This is a genomic window from Komagataeibacter melaceti, from assembly GCF_003403295.1.
Lineage (GTDB): Bacteria > Pseudomonadota > Alphaproteobacteria > Acetobacterales > Acetobacteraceae > Komagataeibacter > Komagataeibacter melaceti.
This window is the reverse complement of record NZ_QUWV01000077.1, coordinates 1-18,938: the sequence shown is the minus strand read 5'-3', so window position 1 is coordinate 18,938 and position 18,938 is coordinate 1. Positions and strand designations below refer to the sequence as shown.

At 58.0% G+C, this 18,938-nt stretch carries 14 protein-coding genes and 1 pseudogene; 8 read left to right on the top strand and 7 right to left on the bottom strand.

Annotated features, from left to right (window positions below; translation table 11 throughout):
- Positions 1 to 5 precede the first annotated feature (5 nt).
- From DY926_RS09735 to DY926_RS09710, 6 genes are all read left to right on the top strand, one after another.
- Positions 6 to 1,253, top strand: a complete 1,248-nt coding sequence (locus DY926_RS09735; protein WP_019092071.1) for a TolC family protein — start codon at positions 6 to 8, stop codon at positions 1,251 to 1,253.
- Positions 1,250 to 2,401, top strand: a complete 1,152-nt coding sequence (locus tag DY926_RS09730; protein WP_116703194.1) for an efflux RND transporter periplasmic adaptor subunit — start codon at positions 1,250 to 1,252, stop codon at positions 2,399 to 2,401. The genes DY926_RS09735 and DY926_RS09730 overlap by 4 nt, the downstream gene beginning before the upstream one ends.
- Entirely contained in the window at positions 2,401 to 5,475 is a 3,075-nt protein-coding gene (locus DY926_RS09725; protein WP_116703193.1) for an efflux RND transporter permease subunit, read from the top strand. Before DY926_RS09730 ends, DY926_RS09725 begins: the two co-directional genes overlap by 1 nt.
- Positions 5,475 to 6,146: a response regulator transcription factor gene (locus DY926_RS09720; RefSeq protein WP_116703192.1), complete on the top strand. Its 672-nt coding sequence runs from the start codon at positions 5,475 to 5,477 to the stop codon at positions 6,144 to 6,146. The genes DY926_RS09725 and DY926_RS09720 overlap by 1 nt, the downstream gene beginning before the upstream one ends.
- Entirely contained in the window at positions 6,143 to 7,480 is a 1,338-nt protein-coding gene (locus tag DY926_RS09715; RefSeq protein WP_014106854.1) for a histidine kinase dimerization/phospho-acceptor domain-containing protein, read from the top strand. The genes DY926_RS09720 and DY926_RS09715 overlap by 4 nt, the downstream gene beginning before the upstream one ends.
- A 167-nt stretch (positions 7,481 to 7,647) precedes the next feature.
- Positions 7,648 to 8,058, top strand: a complete 411-nt coding sequence (locus DY926_RS09710) for an RrF2 family transcriptional regulator (RefSeq protein ID WP_116703191.1) — start codon at positions 7,648 to 7,650, stop codon at positions 8,056 to 8,058.
- A 244-nt stretch (positions 8,059 to 8,302) separates the two neighbouring features.
- Here the strand turns inward: DY926_RS09710 and DY926_RS09705 are convergent.
- From DY926_RS09705 to DY926_RS09695, 3 genes and pseudogenes are all read right to left on the bottom strand, one after another.
- Positions 8,303 to 9,057, bottom strand: a pseudogene (locus DY926_RS09705) (IS5 family transposase); the annotation flags it as partial.
- 209 nt (positions 9,058 to 9,266) lie between these two features.
- Positions 9,267 to 10,013 (bottom strand): sulfite exporter TauE/SafE family protein, encoded by a 747-nt coding sequence (locus tag DY926_RS09700; RefSeq protein ID WP_241503147.1) that lies wholly within the window; start codon positions 10,011 to 10,013, stop codon positions 9,267 to 9,269.
- Between the two features lie 190 nt (positions 10,014 to 10,203).
- Positions 10,204 to 11,601, bottom strand: coding sequence for a sensor histidine kinase (locus tag DY926_RS09695; protein WP_025440171.1), 1,398 nt, complete (start codon positions 11,599 to 11,601; stop codon positions 10,204 to 10,206).
- A gap of 452 nt (positions 11,602 to 12,053) precedes the next feature.
- Here DY926_RS09695 and DY926_RS09690 point away from each other — a divergent pair, with 452 nt between their 5' ends.
- Positions 12,054 to 12,740, top strand: a complete 687-nt coding sequence (locus tag DY926_RS09690) for a response regulator transcription factor (protein ID WP_116703190.1) — start codon at positions 12,054 to 12,056, stop codon at positions 12,738 to 12,740.
- A 431-nt stretch (positions 12,741 to 13,171) separates the two neighbouring features.
- On the opposite strand, the gene DY926_RS09685 is transcribed toward DY926_RS09690, so the two are convergent.
- The 3 genes from DY926_RS09685 to DY926_RS09675 all read right to left on the bottom strand — a co-directional run bounded on the left by DY926_RS09685 (position 13,172) and on the right by DY926_RS09675 (position 15,179).
- Positions 13,172 to 13,879 (bottom strand): VIT1/CCC1 transporter family protein, encoded by a 708-nt coding sequence (locus DY926_RS09685; protein ID WP_007396730.1) that lies wholly within the window; start codon positions 13,877 to 13,879, stop codon positions 13,172 to 13,174.
- On the bottom strand, positions 13,869 to 14,438 hold the full coding sequence (locus tag DY926_RS09680) for a cytochrome b (RefSeq protein WP_257997690.1): 570 nt from the start codon (positions 14,436 to 14,438) through the stop codon (positions 13,869 to 13,871). Before DY926_RS09680 ends, DY926_RS09685 begins: the two co-directional genes overlap by 11 nt.
- A 258-nt stretch (positions 14,439 to 14,696) precedes the next feature.
- Entirely contained in the window at positions 14,697 to 15,179 is a 483-nt protein-coding gene (locus tag DY926_RS09675; RefSeq protein WP_102325965.1) for a hypothetical protein, read from the bottom strand.
- A gap of 569 nt (positions 15,180 to 15,748) precedes the next feature.
- Here DY926_RS09675 and DY926_RS09670 point away from each other — a divergent pair.
- On the top strand, positions 15,749 to 17,290 hold the full coding sequence (locus tag DY926_RS09670; protein ID WP_102325963.1) for a carbohydrate porin: 1,542 nt from the start codon (positions 15,749 to 15,751) through the stop codon (positions 17,288 to 17,290).
- Positions 17,291 to 17,363: 73 nt separating this feature from the next.
- Here the strand turns inward: DY926_RS09670 and DY926_RS09665 are convergent, their stop codons facing one another.
- On the bottom strand, positions 17,364 to 18,614 hold the full coding sequence (locus DY926_RS09665; protein WP_241503146.1) for a carbohydrate porin: 1,251 nt from the start codon (positions 18,612 to 18,614) through the stop codon (positions 17,364 to 17,366).
- Positions 18,615 to 18,938: the final 324 nt, after the last annotated feature.

Below are 18,938 nucleotides of genomic sequence, written 5' to 3'. Positions count from 1 at the left end.
GAAGCATGAACCGCGCCATCCCCCCCATCGTGTCGATCGCCATGGCCTGTGCCCTGCCATGGATGGCCCTGGCCCAGGACGCCCGCCCTGGCCCATCCTTCCATGAAGCCGTCGGCATGGCCTGGGCGATCGATCCCGTCCGCACCGAACTTCAGGTCGGCCATCATTCCGCCCGCGCCCGCGCCAGCGCTGCCGGGTCATGGTTTGCCGGCGGCCCGACCCTGTCGGGTGAATACATGGATGACCACATGCTGGGCAGTAACGAAGGCTATACAACCTATCAGGGCGGCGTGTCGGTGCCGCTATGGCTGCCGGGGCAGGGCAGCGCCACGAAACAGGTCGCCAGCGCGGAAGCCGCGTCGATTGATGAACAGCTCAATGTCGAACACATGGCACTGTCCATCCGGGTGCTTGATGCAGGCGCCGCCGCCCTGATCGCCCGCAGCCGGGTGGATGTGGCCCGCACCCTGTATGATGCGACCGCGCGCATGGCCGCCAGCGCCACGCGCGCGGTGCAGGGGGGCGAACTGGCCGCGACCGACGGGCAGGTGGCGCAGGCGGCGATGGAGAACGCGCGCGATGAACTGGCCCTGGCACAGGAGGAAGCGCAGAACGCGACTACGGCCCTGGAGGTGCTGCTGGGGCGCCCGGTTGTGCCTGACCTGAGCCGTTATGGTGGCGGCGACGTGACGCAGGCCCGTTTTGTCAGCCCGCGCGACATGGAAGACAACGATCCCCGCATAAAGGTCGCGCACCGCAATGTGGAAGCCGCCGAAGCGAACATGAAACTGGCGCGCCGTTCGTTCATGCCCAACCCGGAAATCGGCGTGGACGCCATTCATGAAAAGCAGTACGGCAGCCCGTGGGATGATCGTGTGGGCGTGAATTTCAGCATCCCCCTGCCCAGCGAGGTCCGTAACACGCCCATCATGTCCGAAGCCCGCAACCGCCTGGCCACGGCCACCAGTCAGGAAACGCAGGCGCGGCGCATGGTGCATCTGGAAATGATGCGCGTGCGTGAACGCCTGATCGCGGCCACCACGGCACGACAGGCTACCCGCAGTGCCGCAGAGAATATGGAAAAGCGGGCCCAGGCGCAGGAACGGGCCTGGCGGGTAGGCGAAGCCGGTGTGGATACGGCGCTTGCCGCCCGGCAGGCGGCCGCCAATACCCGACTGGCCAGTGCCCGGGCTGAGGTGGAATGGCATGTCGCCAGCATCCGCATGCTGATTGCAACAGGTGTTGTGCCATGAAGCGGATTGCCTCCATCCTGTTTCTTCTCGGCCTGCCCGCCCTGCCTGCCCATGCCGGGGAGGGGGCACTGCCCCCGATCGTGAAGCTGGACGGGGCGGCGGTTGCCAATGAAGGGGTCACCATCGTCACGGCCACGCCGGGTCGTATGGCACCCATGCTGCCGGTCATGAGCCGGGTCATGCCCGATACGACGCAGGTCGTGCATATCCACCCCGCCGGCAGTGGCAAGGTGCTGGCAGTACTGGTACAGCCCGGCGCATCCGTGCAGCGGGGGCAGGCGCTGGTGCGCTATCAGGATCATTCCCTGCATGTTGCGCGCCTGCAGGCGGTTCAGATGCGTGCAGCGCTTGCTGCCGCCATTGCGGCCCGGACCGATGCGGCAGGTGCGGTGCAGCGGGCTAAGGCCCTGGCTGGCGAGAGCATATCATTGGCCGAACTGCGCCGCAGGCAGGACGTGCTGGCACAGGCGGATGCCACCATGCGCGCACGCCAGGCGGATGTGGACACGTTGGGCCACCGTTTTGCCGAGGAGTTCAATTCCTCATCGGAGCAGGACAGTCAGGGCGCGGAAGATGAAACCTCAACCCTGATCTCCCCTGTCAATGGCATGGTGCAGGTGATCGGTACGTCAGTGGCGGGTGATGTGGACCCGAGCATGGATGTGGCCACCGTCGCGGATCTGTCCAGCATATGGCTTGTTTCCGACATCCCGCCAGACCAGGCGGCACGGATCGCACCAGGCGGCCAGCAGGTAACGCAGACGGCAGACGGCCCGTTTACATCCCGTATCGATACGGTGGACGGGATGGCCAGTTCCCTGACCGGGCTGGTCCGGGTCATAAGCCGTGTGTCCAACCCCACTGGCGCGCTGGTGCCCGGTATGGTGCTGGATTCTGCACTGGCCCAGCGTGACAGCGTGGCGGGTCTTGTCGTGCCGTCCGAAGCCATCCAGCAGATTGACGGGCACAACGTCGTGTTCGTGCGGGTGAACGCGACGGATTACCGGCCGGTCGTGGTCGATGTGGCACTGGATGACGGGCGACAGGCAGTGCTGCGTTCCGGCCTGAAAGGGGGCGAGCCGGTGGTGGGTCATGGTAGTTTTGCCCTGCGTTCCGTCATCGGTCTGGCCGGAATGGATGCAGACTGATGGCACATGCCTACCTTGCCACCCTGATCCGCGCGCGCATGCTGGTGCTGGGCGGTCTTGGCCTGCTGCTGGCCGCGGGCATCATGACTGTCCTGGGCCTGCCGGTGGAAGCGGTGCCGGATATTTCGCCCCGGCAGGTTCTCGTCTCGGTCGTGGCGCCGGGCCTTGCGACGGAGGAAGTGGAAAAACTCATCACCTTTCCCGTCGAGACCAGCATGACCGGAATCCCCGGCATGACTGACCTGCGTTCCGTATCGCGCGGCGGCGTCTCGGTGGTGTATGTGCAGTTTGCCGATGATACCGACATCAACCTGGACCGCACCCGCGTGAACGAGCGCATACAGCAGGCGCGTTCAAACATATCCGTGCCCGGCATTACCGTCAGCATGGGGCCGCTGGCCACTGGCATGGGCGAAATCATGCAGTTCCAGATCCGTGGCGCGGGGCGTTCGCTCATGGAACTCAACCGCATCATGAACTGGACCGTGGTGCCGCAGATGCGTCTTGTACCCGGTGTGGTGGATGTCAACGTCAATGGCGGGGCGGAAGAAACCTATGAGGTGACGCTGGACCCCGCGCGGCTGATCGGCAGCAACCTTTCGGTAGGCGAGGTCTATCGTGCGGTGGATGCCGGCAACGCGGCATCCGGTGGCGGATGGATCACGCACCATGCCGAACAGCAGAGCGTGGTCGGACGCGGGCTGGTCGGCAGCCTGGCCGACTTTGGCAACATTGCCGTGCGCACCAACCCCGATGGGTCCGCCGTGCGGCTGCGCGATCTTGGCCGCGTGCGCGCAGGCGCGCGCACCCGTCTGGGGGCGGTAACGCGTGACGGGCAGGGCGAGATCGTGATCGGCGTGGTGATGATGGAAAGCGGGGCCAGTTCCAACGCAACGCTTGCCGCGATCGACCGCGCCCTGCCGGGCATCAGGCAGGCGCTGCCCATGGGTGTCACGATCGAACCCTATTACACCCGCGCCACCCTGACCGGGCAGACCATCGCCACCGTGCGTGACAACCTGGTCATGGGCGCCGTGCTGGTGGTGGGGGTGCTGGTGGTGGTGATCGGGAGCTGGCAGGCCGCCCTTGTCATTGCCTCGGTCATTCCGGTTGCCCTTGTCTGCGCGATGGCGGGCATGCGGCAGTTCGGTATCTCGGCCAACCTGCTCAGCCTTGGCGCAATCGATTTCGGCATGATTGTCGATGGTTCGCTGGTGGTGATCGAACATGTGCTGTCGCGGCGGGAGGAAGAACCGGAAGCGGAATTCATCCCGCTGGTCATCTCGTCCGTGCAGCAGGTCATGCGCCCGGTGGGGTTTGCCATACTGGTCATCATCATGGTCTACCTGCCGATCCTGACCCTGCAGGGGATCGAGGGGCACATGTTCCGCCCCATGGCGCAGACGGTCATCATGGCGCTGCTGGCGTCGCTGGCGTACTGCTTCATCTGCGTGCCCGTTCTGGCCGCCCTTGCGCTGGGGGGCGTGCGGCCTGCGGGTGATACGCGGCTGATTGCCTTCCTGCGCCGGCCCTATACCCATATGGTGACATGGGGGGAAACCCATCCACGCATCCTGTTTGGCGGTACGCTGGTGGTGCTGGCCCTTTCAGCGGGGCTTGCGATGAGGCTGGGCGGTGAGTTCATTCCCCAGCTTGATGAAGGGGCGCTGGCGGTCACCACCACGCGGCTGCCCTCGGCCTCGCTCGACACCGTGCTGGCGTCGGTCACGAAGCAGGAACAGATCCTGCGCCGCTTTCCCGAAGTGCGCTCCGTGGTCAGCAATACCGGCACATCCGCCATTCCGACCGACCCGATGGGCGTGAACGAGACCGACAGCTTCATCTTCCTCAACCCGCCCTCTACATGGAAGACCGCCCGCACGCAGGCGGGGCTTGTGGCCGCGATGGATGACACCCTGCGGCGCGAACTGCCCGATGCGCTGTATTCGTGGAGCCAGCCGGTGCAGATGCGCATGGACGACCTGCTGTCTGGCGTGCGCACGCAGATCGCGGTGTCGATCTTTGGCGATGACCTGACCACGCTGGCCGATCTGGGTGACCGGGTGGTGGCAGCCATGTCGGGGGTGAAGGGAGCGGCAGACGTCGCGGCGGCGGGTGATGGCACCGTACCGCTGATCGTCGCCGATATCGACCGCACGCAGGCCGCCAGCCGCAATGTGGCGGTGCAGGACATTCTGGATACGGTGGAGGCGGTTGGCGGGCATGTCGGTACAAGGCCGGTCATCGTGAACAATGCCATCATCGGCACGCAGGTGCGTCTTGACCCCCGCACTGTTACATCTGCCGCCGCCGTCGCCGCGCTGCAGGTCCGGCGCATGGACGGGCAGGGCAATGTCCTGCTGTCACAGGTGGCGCATGTGCATGAAGTCGATGGCCCGCCGCGCATAAGCCGTGACCGGGTCCGCCGGCGCATGGTGGTGCAGGCCAATGTGCGCGGGCGCGACCTGGCCGGTTACGTGGCCGAAGCGCAGGCCCGTGTGGCGCGGGAGGTGAAACTGCCCGCAGGATATACCATGCAGTGGGACGGGCAGTTCCGTAACCTGCAATCAGCCACAAGGCGGCTGGAAATCGTGCTGCCCGTTGCCCTTGGCCTGATCTTTGCGCTGCTGGTGGTGGCGTTTGGCGCGGTGCGGCCCGCGCTGCTGGTGTTCGTCAACCTGCCGGTGGCGGCAACCGGCGGCATCGTGGCGCTGACGCTGCGCGGCATGCCGTTCAGCATTTCGGCGGGGATCGGCTTCATCGCGCTGTTTGGCGTGGCGATCCTGAATGGCGTGGTGCTGGTCAGTGAGATCGCAGCCCTGCGGGCACGGGGAATGGCCGTGGCACAGGCGGCCTTTGCGGCCGCGGAATCCCGCTTCCGTCCCGTCATGGCCACAGCCCTTGTCGCCAGCCTTGGCTTTTTTCCCATGGCGTTTTCCGAAAGTGCGGGCGCGGAAGTCGAGCGCCCGCTGGCCAGTGTGGTGATCGGCGGGCTGGTCACGTCCACGTTGCTGACCCTGCTTGTGCTGCCATCACTGTATGCCCGGGTCATGCGGGAAAAGGATCAGGACTGATGCGTATCCTTATTGTCGAGGATGAATACGATCTGGGTGTGGCGGTGCAGGAGCGCGTGGGTCTGGACGGGCATGCCGTGGACTGGTTCACGACGCTGGAGGACGCACGCGCGGCCATGGCAACGGTGGATTATGATTTCATACTGCTCGACCTTGGCCTGCCCGATGGAAGCGGGCGCGACCTGCTGCGTGAGGTCCGCCGGACATCGTCTGACATCGCCATCCTCATCACCACGGCAGAAGACCAGATCAGTGACCGTATCGCGGGTCTGTCCGAAGGGGCGGATGATTATATCGTCAAGCCCTATGACCTGAATGAACTCGTGGCCCGCATTGCGGCGGTAGCCCGCCGGTATGCATCGCCGCGCAGGCAGGCGCACTGCCGCGTGGGAGAGATTACGATAGACCGGGAGAACCGGTCCGTAACGCGTGATGGCGAGCGGCTGGACCTGACCGCGCGCGAATGGAGCATCATGGAACTGCTCTCGCGCAGTCCGGGCCGGATCTATTCGCGCCAGCAGATCGACACGGTCCTTTATGCGCTGGATCGCGAAGTGGACAGCAATACTGTCGAGGTCTTCATCAGCCGCCTGCGGCGCAAGCTGGGCAATAACGTGATCCGGACCATACGCGGTCGTGGTTACTGCCTGGATGGAAAGAACGGCTCATGAAAAGCTGGAGCCTGTCCACCCGCATCATCAGCAGCGTACTTATGGTCGTTATTCTGGGGCTGCTGATCCTCAGTATCGCCGTGGGCGGATTTACCCGCTACGAGGTGACGGAACGGCTGGATAACTCGCTGCAGGAAGTGGCCGAGCGATTGCAGACGGCGGTGGCCACGCGACTGCACGAACCGGGTGCGGCGTCATCCATCGCCTGGCTGCCCGAGGCCGGACCGCGCACACTGGCCTATCAGGTCGTGGACGTGAGTGGACATGTCGTGCTGCGTTCCCAGAATGCCCCGCAAACCGCATTTGTCAGCAACTGGCGGACCGGGTTTGCCAACGTCCCGCATTTTCGCGTTTATGTCGCGTCACCCGTGGCGGAGAAATACCGTGTCCTTGTGGGGGAACCGACCTTCCACCGGCGCGAGGCCGTCCGGCGCGCGATGCTGATCTCTGTCGTGCCCATGCTGCTTTTCATGCCGGTGATCTGGTGGCTGGTGCGCCTGATCGTGCGGCGCGCCCTGCGCCCGCTGGACCTGCTGCATGACGAGATGCGCGCACGTGGCAGCGGCAACCTTCAGCCCATTCCCCCCCTTGATCTCCCTGACGAACTAGTCTCCATCCAGCGCTCGATCAATACGCTGTTGGCGCGGTTGGAGGCAGCGCTCTCTACCGAGCGCGCCTTTGCCGCAAGCGCTGCGCATGAACTGCGTAACCCGCTTGGAGCCCTTCTGGCGCAGGTACAGATGCTGGGCCGACTGATGCCGGCGGGTTCGGATACGGGCCGGCGGGTGGAGGTCATTGCCGACCGGACCCGCAGGCTGGGCCGCACGGTGGAAAAACTGCTGCAGTTTTCCCGCGCCTCGTCCGGCGTCGCTTTCCGGCGCGACCGTTTCGACCTGATGACCGTAGTGCGTGTCCTTGTCGATGATCTTGGGCATAATCCGTGTGACGGGCAGGGCATTGTCATCGCGCCAGACGGGATTCACCACATATTCGTACATGGTGACATGGATGCGACCGGCATCATGTTGCGCAACCTGCTTGAAAACGCCCTGCTGCATGGAGGGCACCATATGCCCGTGCGGGTGGCCGTGCTACCAGATGGTGGAATCGACATCACCAATGACTGCCCCGCGCTGCCACCCGGCATATTCCAGCGGCTGACTAGCCCATTCGTGCGCGGCGGGACCGGTAATCATGGCAGTGGCCTGGGTCTCGCCATTGCCAGTAATATCGCTACCCAAATGGACGTTACTCTGCGCTTACGTTCCCCACTTACAGGATCTGCCAGAGGATTTGGTGTGTGTGTCACCTTTCCAAACTCGAAGGTAACCTAATTCATGACTGTAGAGGAACAGACGCGCAGGCAACTCCATTTTGCGTACTCTACTCCCCTATGTCACGAATGCCCTGCGTCACGGTTGCCTGGTAGCAGCCCGTTGGCAATATTCTGAGAGGCTGCTTGGGAAAATCAGTCAACACGTGCCTATGGGTGGTGGGGTTGATGCGTCTTTCGCTGCGTACCGACTACGCTTTCCGTGTGTTGATCCACTTGGCGTGTAATCCTGATTCGCGTGTTACCGTCAGGAACATCACTGAGTTGCATGGCATTTCGCACAATCATCTTGTGAAAGTTGTACAACACCTGTGTCATGCCGGGATCGTACAAGGTACCCGGGGACGTACTGGTGGCATCCGTCTGGCTGTGTCTGCCAGAAACATAAACGTCGGTCATATTATGCGGCTCATGGAAACTGAAAAAGAATCCCCTGGTGCCTGTCACTCATCTGGCAATAACCAGTGTATACTGGGCAATGCTTGTCAGTCTCGCCATCTCATAGTACAGGCCGTTGATGCATTTATGGCATTTTCCGATGGGATGAGCTTACTGGATCTCACTAGTGGTTCAGGATAATGTGTTTGCTCACTTTTCCATCCTGGCATGATGCCTCCCTCAAACACTTGATAGAACATTTGAAGCCGTCGATGAAAAAAATATCACTGTAGTCATAGTGAATCTCGTGTGAAGTAAGATTCATATAATCTTCAGGTGAAAAGTTCACTTTGTTGCGGGTAATATAATGATAGCGGACGTTATTATTATTACGGTGTTGAAAGATTTTTACCAAAGTACGGACGGCTTCTAGGCTCGGGACACATAGCCAGAACATGACGGTTGCGGTGAGACAGATGGCTGAGAAGAAGACGGTCGGGCACCTGTTGTAGCGGGTTGCAACCCGCCGCCAGCCCTTGAGCCTTCCGAATATGATCTCGATGCGATTGCGGCGTTTATATTTTCTCTTGTCGTATCTGACCGGTTTTCCGCGAGATTTCTGTCCTGAAATGCAGGGCTTTTATACCTTTTGCTTCCAGGGCGTCCCTGAACCAGTCGGCGTCATCCCCGCGATCTCCCGGCATCCATTGTGCTTCAGGAAGACTATCCAGCAGGGCAGCGGCATCGGTATAATCGCTTATCTGTCCCGCAGTCATGAAAAAGCTCAGCGGTCGCCCACTCTGGTCGGTGATCGCATGCAGCTTCGTGTTTATGCCCCTCTGGTGCGGCCGATCAAGCGACCTGGATCCCCTTTTTTAGCCGCACGCTCGAAGCCGTGCGGTGTGCCTGGAGATACGTCGCATCAGTCATGATGGTCTGGGGCTCTGCCTTTCCGGCAGCCAGACCGTCCATCATCCGGGCGCAGATCCCCATGGCGCCCCAGCGCTTCCAACGGTTTTAGAGCGTCTTATGTGGACCGTATTCCCGGGGCGCATCGCGCCAGCGCAAGCCGTTCCGATTGACAAAAATGATGCCGCTCAGCATTCGGCGGTCATCAACGCAGGCTCTACCATGGCTCTTAAAGAAAAAGGGCCGCAGACGCTCCATTTGTTCGTCCGGCAGCCAAAACAGGTCGCTCATCTCCAGTCTCCTCACAGAGCCTGAATCAGATTCCCGCACTCAAATCAATGGGTTGTTATCATAGGGGATGAAGCCAGTCTGGAAAGCACTCGGGGGCTCAACTCGCGTTCATCACCATTTTTCCATTCGACCGCGAAAGTGTGTTGCCGCCATGACACGGACGCTGCGGCTTCATGGGCTACGTGGGCGAAATGCACCGTGACATTTGCCTACCGCGCTAACTGACTACTGGCGGAGATCACCATCATGACACCCGCCACGACCATGGCGGCATGACCAATATGGTGAAACAAGCGATCATGTAGGTGCGGCAACAGGTACTTCATGATTATTGATGACAGAACCGCCGCCGCAGCAACAGCGATACCCGCAATGCTGGCCCGGGTATTCAACAGGCCGAACTCAGCGTAGAGAGCGATCTTGAGCACATGCAGCATGATTTCGTTGGCCGCGCGGGTTGCGACGATTTCTTCCTTCCGCAGACCAAGTCGATAATAAAACCCATTGAACACCAGGCCGACCGCTCCGGTAAAACCGGAAATGAAGCCGGCGGTAGCACCCAGCACGTGCAGTTCGATAGCGTGGGGCGTTTTCACAGTGACCTGGGGTGCAGGCTTGCGAAAGAGAAGGGGAAGATTGCCCATCAGGAATACGCCAAGAAGCAGCGACAGATAGGCTGGCTCCATACGGCTCAATGCCCATGCGCCCAGGGCGGCGAAGGGCAACGCGGTGGGCGCAAAATGCCGGACGATGTCCCACCGGATCGCCTGCCGGAACGAGATGATGCGCGTCGCCGAACTGGCAACTGTCCCGATCGACAGGGCGGCTGGCACCTGAGTGCCAGGCAGCACCAGCCCCAGCAGGGGCATTAGGAGCAGCCCGGCACCGCCTCCCGACACGGCGCTCAGGCCAAATGCCGCGGCTGATGCAACCAGAATCAGGGACCAGAGCAGCATGGTTTGTATGAATCCCGATTTGGATCCCTGCTCGCCGGGACCGTTGCAGGCGGCCACATCGCATGGGCGCGCGGCATCATTATTTCTGGCGAAAGCTCACGGGGATGTCAGCTTACAATGCCCCAATCTTCAGTCGTATTTGCACATCTCTAACCAGCCAGGAGGCCTGCTGTCTATGAGGCCGTGAAGGCTAGAGCTCTATGGGTAATTTAACGATACACCTTACGCCAGGGTTGTTGTGAGACAAGACGATCGTGCCCCGGTGCAGTTGTACTACGGCTTTCACCATGGTAAGCCCTAGCCCGTTACCGTCATGCGTACGGCTTGTATCAAGACGGACAAAGCGGTCGAATACCCGAAGCATGGCTTCGTCCGGAATGCCTGGACCATTATCGGCTATTTCTATCGTGATGGTCTTGTCCGAAAGCATTATGGTCGCTGTGATGGTGGTCTGGTCGGGCGTATGGCGTACGGCATTCTCGATCAGGTTGGAGAACGCCTGCCGTAAAAGGACTGGATGACCGGTGACGGTAGGGCAGGCGGGAATGATTTCGGTTTCCAGGCGCTGTCCATTGTCTTCGATAACGGAGCGATACGGTTCTAGAACTGATTCCAGAAGTCGTGCGGGATCGAGGGGTTCCATTTCGTTGTTCCATGCCCCGGACTCAAGTTGCGCCAGCTTGAGCAGCGAGGAAAATATTTCCAATGCGGCATCCAGATCCTCGATTGCACACTCGACCTGCTCATGCATGGTATCGGAAGGTCCATGTGCCCCAATGGCGCGCTCAAGATTCTGGCGCATACGCGCCAGCGGGCGGCGCATGTCGTGCGCGATGTCATTGGAGACCTGTTTCAGACTTGCAATCAGGTATTCATTCTGGTCGAGCATCGCATTGAGGCTCTCCGAGAGATGATCAAGCTCATCATCCGTGCCACGTAGCGGGATGCGGCGAGACATATCGCCCTGCATGATGCTCCGTGCCGTCCTGCTTATCGTCTCGATCCATTTCAGGATCAGGTTGCTCAGGAAAAGGCCGCCCGCTACCCCTATCAGACCAAATCCTGCAATGCCCCACAGGATCGTTGTCCATAATGCGCGTTGGAGATGCGTCAGGGGCGAGGCATCCATGCCCACGAAGTAATAGCCGCCGTCATCAAGGCGATAACCTATTCCATAAACGATATCCTGGTTGATTTCTTTCGGCAGGCGATGGGACCATGCCAGCCAGCGTTCGCCCGGCACTGGTCGCAGATGCAGCATGTTGCCTGCGACAATGACCTGTCCGGGGTCCTGAAGCAAATAATGGAAACCGGGTTCATGTTCGATCAGTCCTTGCACAACTGGCAGGAGATGACGGACATCCGCAACACCAGCATCTGCAAATGTCTCATGGCTCTCGTTCTCCACTTCCCGGCGGATCTGCTGGCGCATGGTTGACTGGCTGTAAAGGCCTGACGTTATAGTCATGACCATGCCGCCCAATATAAAAAGACCGGCGAACAACGTGACGATACGAAACGACGTCGTGGCGATGATACGTCGTGTCTCCACATTTCGGCGTCGGGATATCCTATTCCACGACATCATTGGACATATTTATCATGTAGCGACATCCTCTCAGGATATGGATGACCGAACAAGATCCACCCGTCCCCGATCATGACAGGTCCGGTTGGCAGAGGCTCCAGCCCTGTGGCCTGACTTTACCCCAATGGTCTTTCCGCGTTAACCCCTTTGCCTTGTCCTGTCCGGAGAGAACTTACCGTCTTTTATTTTTTATATGCCTGCGCGTACGTAGTATTTGTTTTAATACCGTATAAAATATAATTCATATACATCCACATTTATGATATGTATCACATGGAATATTGATATTATTTATTCTGTATTCAATTTGGAGACATGGTCGATACATTAAAAAATGCCAATAATTGTCTATCCATCGTCATGGATGGTGTCATGTAACAATGATTCTGATAACCTGATCAAGAACTCAGTCTCGCTGGGCGGGACATTAAATTTGTTGATTGGCCTGCTTCATGACGCTGGTAACACGCCCCCGCCTGCTTTTGGTTGAAGATGACCACGCAACTACGGATTACGTGCGGCAGGGACTGGAGGAAAGCGGAATTGACGTGGTTTGTGTCGCTAACGGGACCGATGGATCGCAGCATGCCCTGTCGCAAACGTGGGATATCGTCATTCTGGATCGCATGCTGCCTGGTCTGGATGGACTGACAATTCTCATGCGCATGCGCTCTTATGCCATCATGACGCCAGTCCTGTTCCTGACGACGATGGATGGCGTACCAAGCCGTGTCGCCGGTCTGCGGCATGGTGCGGATGATTACATGATCAAGCCATTTGCATTACGCGAGTTGGTCGCGCGCGTGCAGGTACTGCTTCGTCGATCATCTTCCTTCCAGCATACAACAATAATGAATGTGGCTGACGTTGAACTCAATCTGCTGACGCTTGCAGTGACACGGAATGGCGAAAAGGTTCTTCTGCAGCCTCAGGAACTAAAACTTCTGGAATATTTCATGAGGAATGCAGGCATGGTGCTTTCCCGGCAAATGTTGCTGAAGGATGTCTGGCATATGGATTTCCCGGTTCGTACGAACATCGTCGAAACGCATATTTGTCGTCTGCGGGAGAAACTGGGGCAGGATGGCCAACCTCTGATCCACACCGTCAGGGGTAGCGGTTATGTCATGAGTGCGTGACTCCCTGGCGGTATAGGATGATCTTGCATGCATGCCCGGTTCGGCCATCCTGGATGAGATAGGTACGCAAGCAGGATGACCATGGCGTGTAGGCAAATGCCTTTCGGTCCGACATCGTAGTCGGCCATTAACGATCGCAGCGACAACGGAATAGAGATCACTGCGCATATAATTCGCGTCCCGCAGGAGAAGCGGGGTTCCCATAGCCGCCTTGGGAAAGTCTTCAAGGAAGTTGATGCCCACTATCTATTGCCGGGATAGCATAATCCCACAGACCTATTTCTATGTAATATTATATTGTTTTTGTCACGATATAAATGAAATGCAAGTCGCATGCAGAGCACTGAAACGACTGCCTTTGATAGCACAATTACAAGAAGTACATTCACGATATCATTCCATTCGTTCAATATACAGAAATATTTAATACATTATGTCTGTACCCCGAATATCCGGCCGATGGCAGCCGTCACGGCCATCGCTACGATGCCCCAGAATATGACCCGCATTGCCGGACGCCATGGTGAGGCCCCACCTGCACGCGCACCCACGACTCCCAATACCGCCAGACCAATCAGGGATACAGCGGATACACTCCACGAGACCACGCTGGCTGGCGACAGCAGGGCTGCCAGCACGGGCAGTATGGCACCGGAAGAGAATGCGCTAGCCGATGCAAAGGCGGCCTGTACCGGACGCGCCGCAGTCGCGTCCGAAATGCCGAGTTCATCGCGGGCGTGCGCCCCCAGTGCATCATGCTTCATGAGCTGAAGGGCAACCTTGCGTGACAGAATATCATCCAGGCCACGCTGACGGTATATCCCGGCCAGTTCGCTCACTTCAGCGTCCCAGCTACTGCCAAGCTCCTTTTTTTCGCGGGCGAGGTCAGCCTTCTCAGAATCCGCCTGCGAGCTAACGGACACATATTCCCCCGCGGCCATGGACATGGCCCCGGCAGCCAGACTGGAAATTCCAGCCAGCAGGATGCTCCCCTGTGTCGCATGGGCGCTGGCAACGCCGATGATCAGGCTGGATGTTGACAGGATACCATCATTCGCCCCCAGAACAGCGGCCCGCAGCCAGCCCAGACGGGAGGTCGCGTGGATTTCTTTGGGGCGCAGCGGTATTTTACTTTCCATATTCATCGGATACATTCCCTGTCAGCAGCATTCTCTGAAAAACATTGTCCCGGAGAATGAAGTAATGAAAACACGCGGCCAGCGCATGACCCGTGGCAAGCACGATGATCAGCCAGCCATTCCACTGGTGCAGCCAGTGCAGAATGCCGACTGTCGATGTCGGAAACCTGCCAAAGGGCGGCATGATCTGGATGGACAGGAAACTCATGGCCTGCCCATTGCCCCATCGCCACAGATACCCAAGGAGGATTTCCAGCAGGACTAGCCCATACAGGCTGTATTCCACGTAGCGCGCCAGCATGGCATCAAGCCAGCGATCGGCGGCGCGGATCTGCCGCCCCCAGCCTAGTCGCCATAGCAGGCGTGCGGGAAACAGAACGCTCAGTACCATGCCTGCCGTCAGGTGGGTCACCACCAGTTGATGGTGTAGCGGGTTCCGGAACAGGCCCCATAAATTCGCGGTTGCGAACTGCAACATGATAATGGCCGTGCATCCCCAGTGGAAAATGATTGTTGGTGCGTCATAACGTGCTGGGGAAAGGCCAGATTTGTATTTCATCCGAACGATCATATCACTCAAACATGACGCGAACCTGAACGATTGGCCGCCTTGCCGATACCTGCGGCCTGTTGGTGTTCAGACTGTAAAAAAAGAACGGAGATGGTAAACCCACGACGACACCGGCAGCGAGCAAGGAACCTGTATCCAGATAACTGTGTGGCGCCCGTGACCTAATGACATCGCAGAATATGTGCAAGCTACGGCCATTTTCGGTAAACCGGATCGCAAATGTGATGGACTGAGCGTGTTTCCCCATTATGGAATGGCACGCTTCCCCTGTGCGATCCGGTTCGCCAGATCGCCCCATAGGCGTGCTGTTGCAAGGTTGATGTCTGCCTTTACCGAAAAAGGAGACTGGGTGCGTGAGAAAGGAGAGAGGGACATCCGTTCGCCGATAACGAAATGCCCTTGTGAAAACAGCATGATGGACAGCGATCCCTGCTGGCCCTGCCCGATGGGGCGCATGACGGCAATACGCATATGGGGCGGCGGTATCGCAATGGTATGGAAAGCGCGTAGTTCTGCATTCCCCGAAGGACAGGCTACGCTCTCCAGCACCGCATCACGCAGGACGGAATGGGGATATCCGCCATACGTGCCGTCGACATGCAGCCGGATACCCTGTTCCACTGTCTCGCAAATACCGTTTGTTTCTGTTTCTGTTTCGGCGCGCGCCACACAGCCGGATATGCTGACTATCATCAGGATTGCCAATCCGTAATGCACTATCGATCTCATAATATTTGTCCGGCCTCCTGGCACCCGACCCTGGCCATGCCATCATGCCGATGCTCGCTGTTCTCGTAACACGCAGACATGACGTGAACCTGAACACGGAAAATAAGGTCACGGGGGAGACGCTGCTAGCAAGAGATCAGCCGTTATGAGCAATGGTAGGGCGGCCAATCCTTGTAGCAGGCAGCATGGTACTCCGTATTACCACGCATGCCGGCGATCATTTTGTGCAGGCAGCCAAAGTGAAAAGTCTGAATTGTTTTCCATAGAAGCGGCAGCCGCGATAATTTATTTTCCGCTATGTGTTTTCGTCCATCGCCAAAGCAGAATAGACACCTTTTTATGACCTTCAGGCATATTTTTTAAAAACAATAAATTAAATTACGAGAACGATATAATATCACAATTCTCTTTTATTCACATTGTGTCTTTAACAAAAACATCATGTTGTGGAAAGAAGACCGGGTATATGATATCTGTCTGGATTACGACCTTTTTTACGATAATATGAGAAACATTTGCGACCGTGCGAACTGACATCACGCAGGATTCCGGCGGTTTGCGTTACCCGAGTGTTCCGGCGTGTATGTGAGGGAATTTTCTTCTGGGGCATCGGCGGTTTCATCTCCGTTGCGGGGCAGGCCCAGACCGCCATTGCGGGTGGGCAGGCCCATCTGGGCGCCAGTACACCTTTCTTGGCCCAGATTGACCCGGCGACCGTGCGTGATTCCTGGCAAGCAGGCGCAATCACGACCAGCCACAGCCAAGATACGCCGTCTGCCGGTGGGAGCCTGCTGGGGAATATGGGGGGACTGCGTCCATGGCTGGCCCGCTACGGCCTGACGCTGAGCATTCAGGACGTCAACGAGTTATGGGGTAACGCCACGGGCGGGATCGGCAGTACCAATGGCGATGGCAGGGGATCGGGCACGGGCCCTTCCTATATCGGCATTACCATGCCGACCCTGATGGCGGATCTGGAAAGGATGATCGGGCTTAAAGGCGCGACAATCAACATCAGTGCCCTGCAGATCCGGGGACGTGCCGTCACTCAGGACCATCTGGGCAATTTCAACCCCATCAGCGGATTTGAGGCGGATCGCTCCACCCGCCTGTTTGAACTTTGGTACCAGCAGTCCTTTCTCAGGGGCGCGCTGGACGTCAAGATCGGCCAGCAGGATCTCGATACGGAATTCCTGATCAGCGATTACGCGTCCCTGTACCTCAACGCCAATTTCGGATGGCCAATGGGTCCTTCGGTCAACCTTTATGCTGGCGGTCCTTCATGGCCGCTTGCAGCTCCCGCAATCCGGTTGCGCTACCGACCCGGTGAAAAATACACATTCATGTTCGCGGCGGCGGATGACAATCCGTCGGGTAATCAGGATAGCAGTGTCTTTGGCGTGACCGGAAACCCGGCGGACCCCACCAGCCAGACCATAAGGGATGGAAGTGGCACGCAGTTCAATATGGGAACCGGCGCGCTACTGATTACCGAAATTCAGTATGCCTTCAATCCTCAATCTGGCGACAGTGGACGCGCGGCCAGTCATCCGGGCCTGTCAGGCGTTTATAAACTTGGAGGCTATTATGATACGGCACGATTTCCGGATTATCGATATAACACACAGGGACTGTCTCTTGGCGCGGATGGTGGTACACCCCGCTGGGATCGGGGAAACTGGCTGATTTACGGGATAATCGACCAGTTGATCTGGCGTCCGTCGCCTGATGCATCACGCGCACTTGGCCTGTTTGTCCGGGCGACGGGTAATAGTGGTGATCGCAATATCATAAGCTTCGCCATTGATGCCGGCCTTAACCTGAAGGCGCCCTTTTCAGGCAGGACGAATGATACACTTGGTCTGGGCTGGGGTATCGGTCGCGTCACATCAGGCGTGCGTGCCTATGATCGCGCGCGCGGTGCCCTGGTGCAGGGAAACGAAAATCATTTTGAACTGACCTATCAGGCCCAGATCACACCATGGATGGTCGTGCAGCCCGATTTCCAATATGTCCTGAACCCCTCGGGCGGCACGGGAGATCCATCCTGTCCGACGCACCGGATTGGTGATGAAGCCGTATTCGGGTTGCATACCAATGTGAATTTCTAGCTGAACCTGGAATGAAAAGGCGGGACAACACAGTCTGGTCGGATCTTTTCAAAAAAACCTTGTACAGAGTGGTTCAGAATGTTACGCTGCTATGCAGACCGAAGATGGCTTCGTCATGCACATGCTGCCCTTTATTATCGAGAACACCACCACTGGGCGATATGATGCCCTGAATATCAGGCTGAAGCATGAACCATGGCGTGATTGGGATCTGATAGGTCAACTCCAGATGATATTCGGTGCCCTGCATGGGCAGGCCAGAACGCCGGTCCGCCTGGGCAAGATAGGGACTAGCCGCCCCCAGGCCCGCACCAAACCCCGCCATGTCGCCTGCACGTCCAAACGGCCCCTTCAGGGACAACCCAGCATCTGCGGCATAGACGATCTGGTTGCGGTCGGTGTCCGCTGTCCAGTTCCCCCGAATGAAAGCGTCAAGCTCCGTTATTCGCCCGAAATGCTGCAGCGTCTGATCCGCAATGGCGTAGACGGCCCAGTTGGTTTTATGGTTTTTTCTGAGATCGGACTGGTCGGGAAAGCGTCCGGTATCAAAGTAACCGCCAAGTTTATATGTGCCCTGCCTTCCGTACAGGGTCCGCCGGTACTGGACCTCCCCGAAGAAAAGAGCGCCCGTGCGGAAACTGAAGCGCGTGCCACCGGGGTCGCGGTTTTGGTTCCACAGGTCCTTCGCGTTGATGAAGGGGCCGCCCACAGGATTGTCATCGGCTGCCGCGAACAGGAAATTCCAGTGTGGGGACAGGGTATAGCGCAACCGTATCGCAGGCGTGGCCACGGGGGAGACGGGGCCTTGGTCATACAGGTCATTATCGGGCATGATGGGCCAGGAAAAGGACGCGTTGAGGAAGTTCAGCCCGACGCTGCTGACCATGAAGTCATGCCCGAGATCCAGCTTGCCAATCCGGAAGGCCAGGCGTTCTCCCATGAATTTCTGGCTGTACCACAGTTCATATAGCCGCCCGTTATCATCCGCTTCGATATTCGATGTCTGGTTGAAAACATACAGGGGCGTATTACTGAATGGTCGCCCACGGATTTCCATGGCGCTGATGTCAAATGTACCCAGTGGCAGGCCCGTCAGGGTGTGCAGATTCGTCACCATTTCAACCGCGGCGGACCCGATGTAGTTGCTGGATGCCTGCGCGCCCCCCACCGGGTTGGACCAGAATTCATTGGTATCCGATATACGGATATCAATTCCCTGTGCCAGCAGCCAGTTCCGTATTCCGCCCCAGTTGCCGGACAGATGGGTGCGCGGGTCAATATGGTCGGGAATATTCTGCTGTGGCGTAACGCCCGCGCTCAGCACGCTTACGGGAACAGGCTGGGCATATGCAAAAGAGCAGGTTTTCAATAATATGATTGTATGTAACCATATATGATGATTATGCCAGATGCGCCTCATTTTTCGAAAAAATATCGTATAATAAAATCTAAAACAAATTATTTATTGAACAATTCTTTTCATTAATTCAATATATATTTTGATAAGTGGAATAGCTTCGTTATGTCGGAATTTATACGAAATGCGCTTTAACAGGCAATAGAGGTGGTCCCCATTTTTCGGACAGGGCAATAAGCTATAATCCGACCTGAGAGAGAACGGGTTTTATGGGCAAGGTTACGCGCAAGA

Excerpts from the sequence above, each read along its gene's own strand:
- DY926_RS09735 (WP_019092071.1), top strand. The coding sequence starts at position 6 with ATGAACCGCGCCATCCCCCCCATCGTGTCGATCGCCATGGCCTGTGCC.
- DY926_RS09730 (WP_116703194.1), top strand. The coding sequence starts at position 1,250 with ATGAAGCGGATTGCCTCCATCCTGTTTCTTCTCGGCCTGCCCGCCCTG.
- DY926_RS09725 (WP_116703193.1), top strand. The coding sequence starts at position 2,401 with ATGGCACATGCCTACCTTGCCACCCTGATCCGCGCGCGCATGCTGGTG.
- DY926_RS09720 (WP_116703192.1), top strand. The coding sequence starts at position 5,475 with ATGCGTATCCTTATTGTCGAGGATGAATACGATCTGGGTGTGGCGGTG.
- DY926_RS09715 (WP_014106854.1), top strand. The coding sequence starts at position 6,143 with ATGAAAAGCTGGAGCCTGTCCACCCGCATCATCAGCAGCGTACTTATG.
- DY926_RS09710 (WP_116703191.1), top strand. The coding sequence starts at position 7,648 with ATGCGTCTTTCGCTGCGTACCGACTACGCTTTCCGTGTGTTGATCCAC.
- DY926_RS09700 (WP_241503147.1), bottom strand. The coding sequence starts at position 10,013 with ATGCTGCTCTGGTCCCTGATTCTGGTTGCATCAGCCGCGGCATTTGGC.
- DY926_RS09695 (WP_025440171.1), bottom strand. The coding sequence starts at position 11,601 with ATGATGTCGTGGAATAGGATATCCCGACGCCGAAATGTGGAGACACGA.
- DY926_RS09690 (WP_116703190.1), top strand. The coding sequence starts at position 12,054 with ATGACGCTGGTAACACGCCCCCGCCTGCTTTTGGTTGAAGATGACCAC.
- DY926_RS09685 (WP_007396730.1), bottom strand. The coding sequence starts at position 13,879 with ATGGAAAGTAAAATACCGCTGCGCCCCAAAGAAATCCACGCGACCTCC.
- DY926_RS09680 (WP_257997690.1), bottom strand. The coding sequence starts at position 14,438 with ATGAAATACAAATCTGGCCTTTCCCCAGCACGTTATGACGCACCAACA.
- DY926_RS09675 (WP_102325965.1), bottom strand. The coding sequence starts at position 15,179 with ATGAGATCGATAGTGCATTACGGATTGGCAATCCTGATGATAGTCAGC.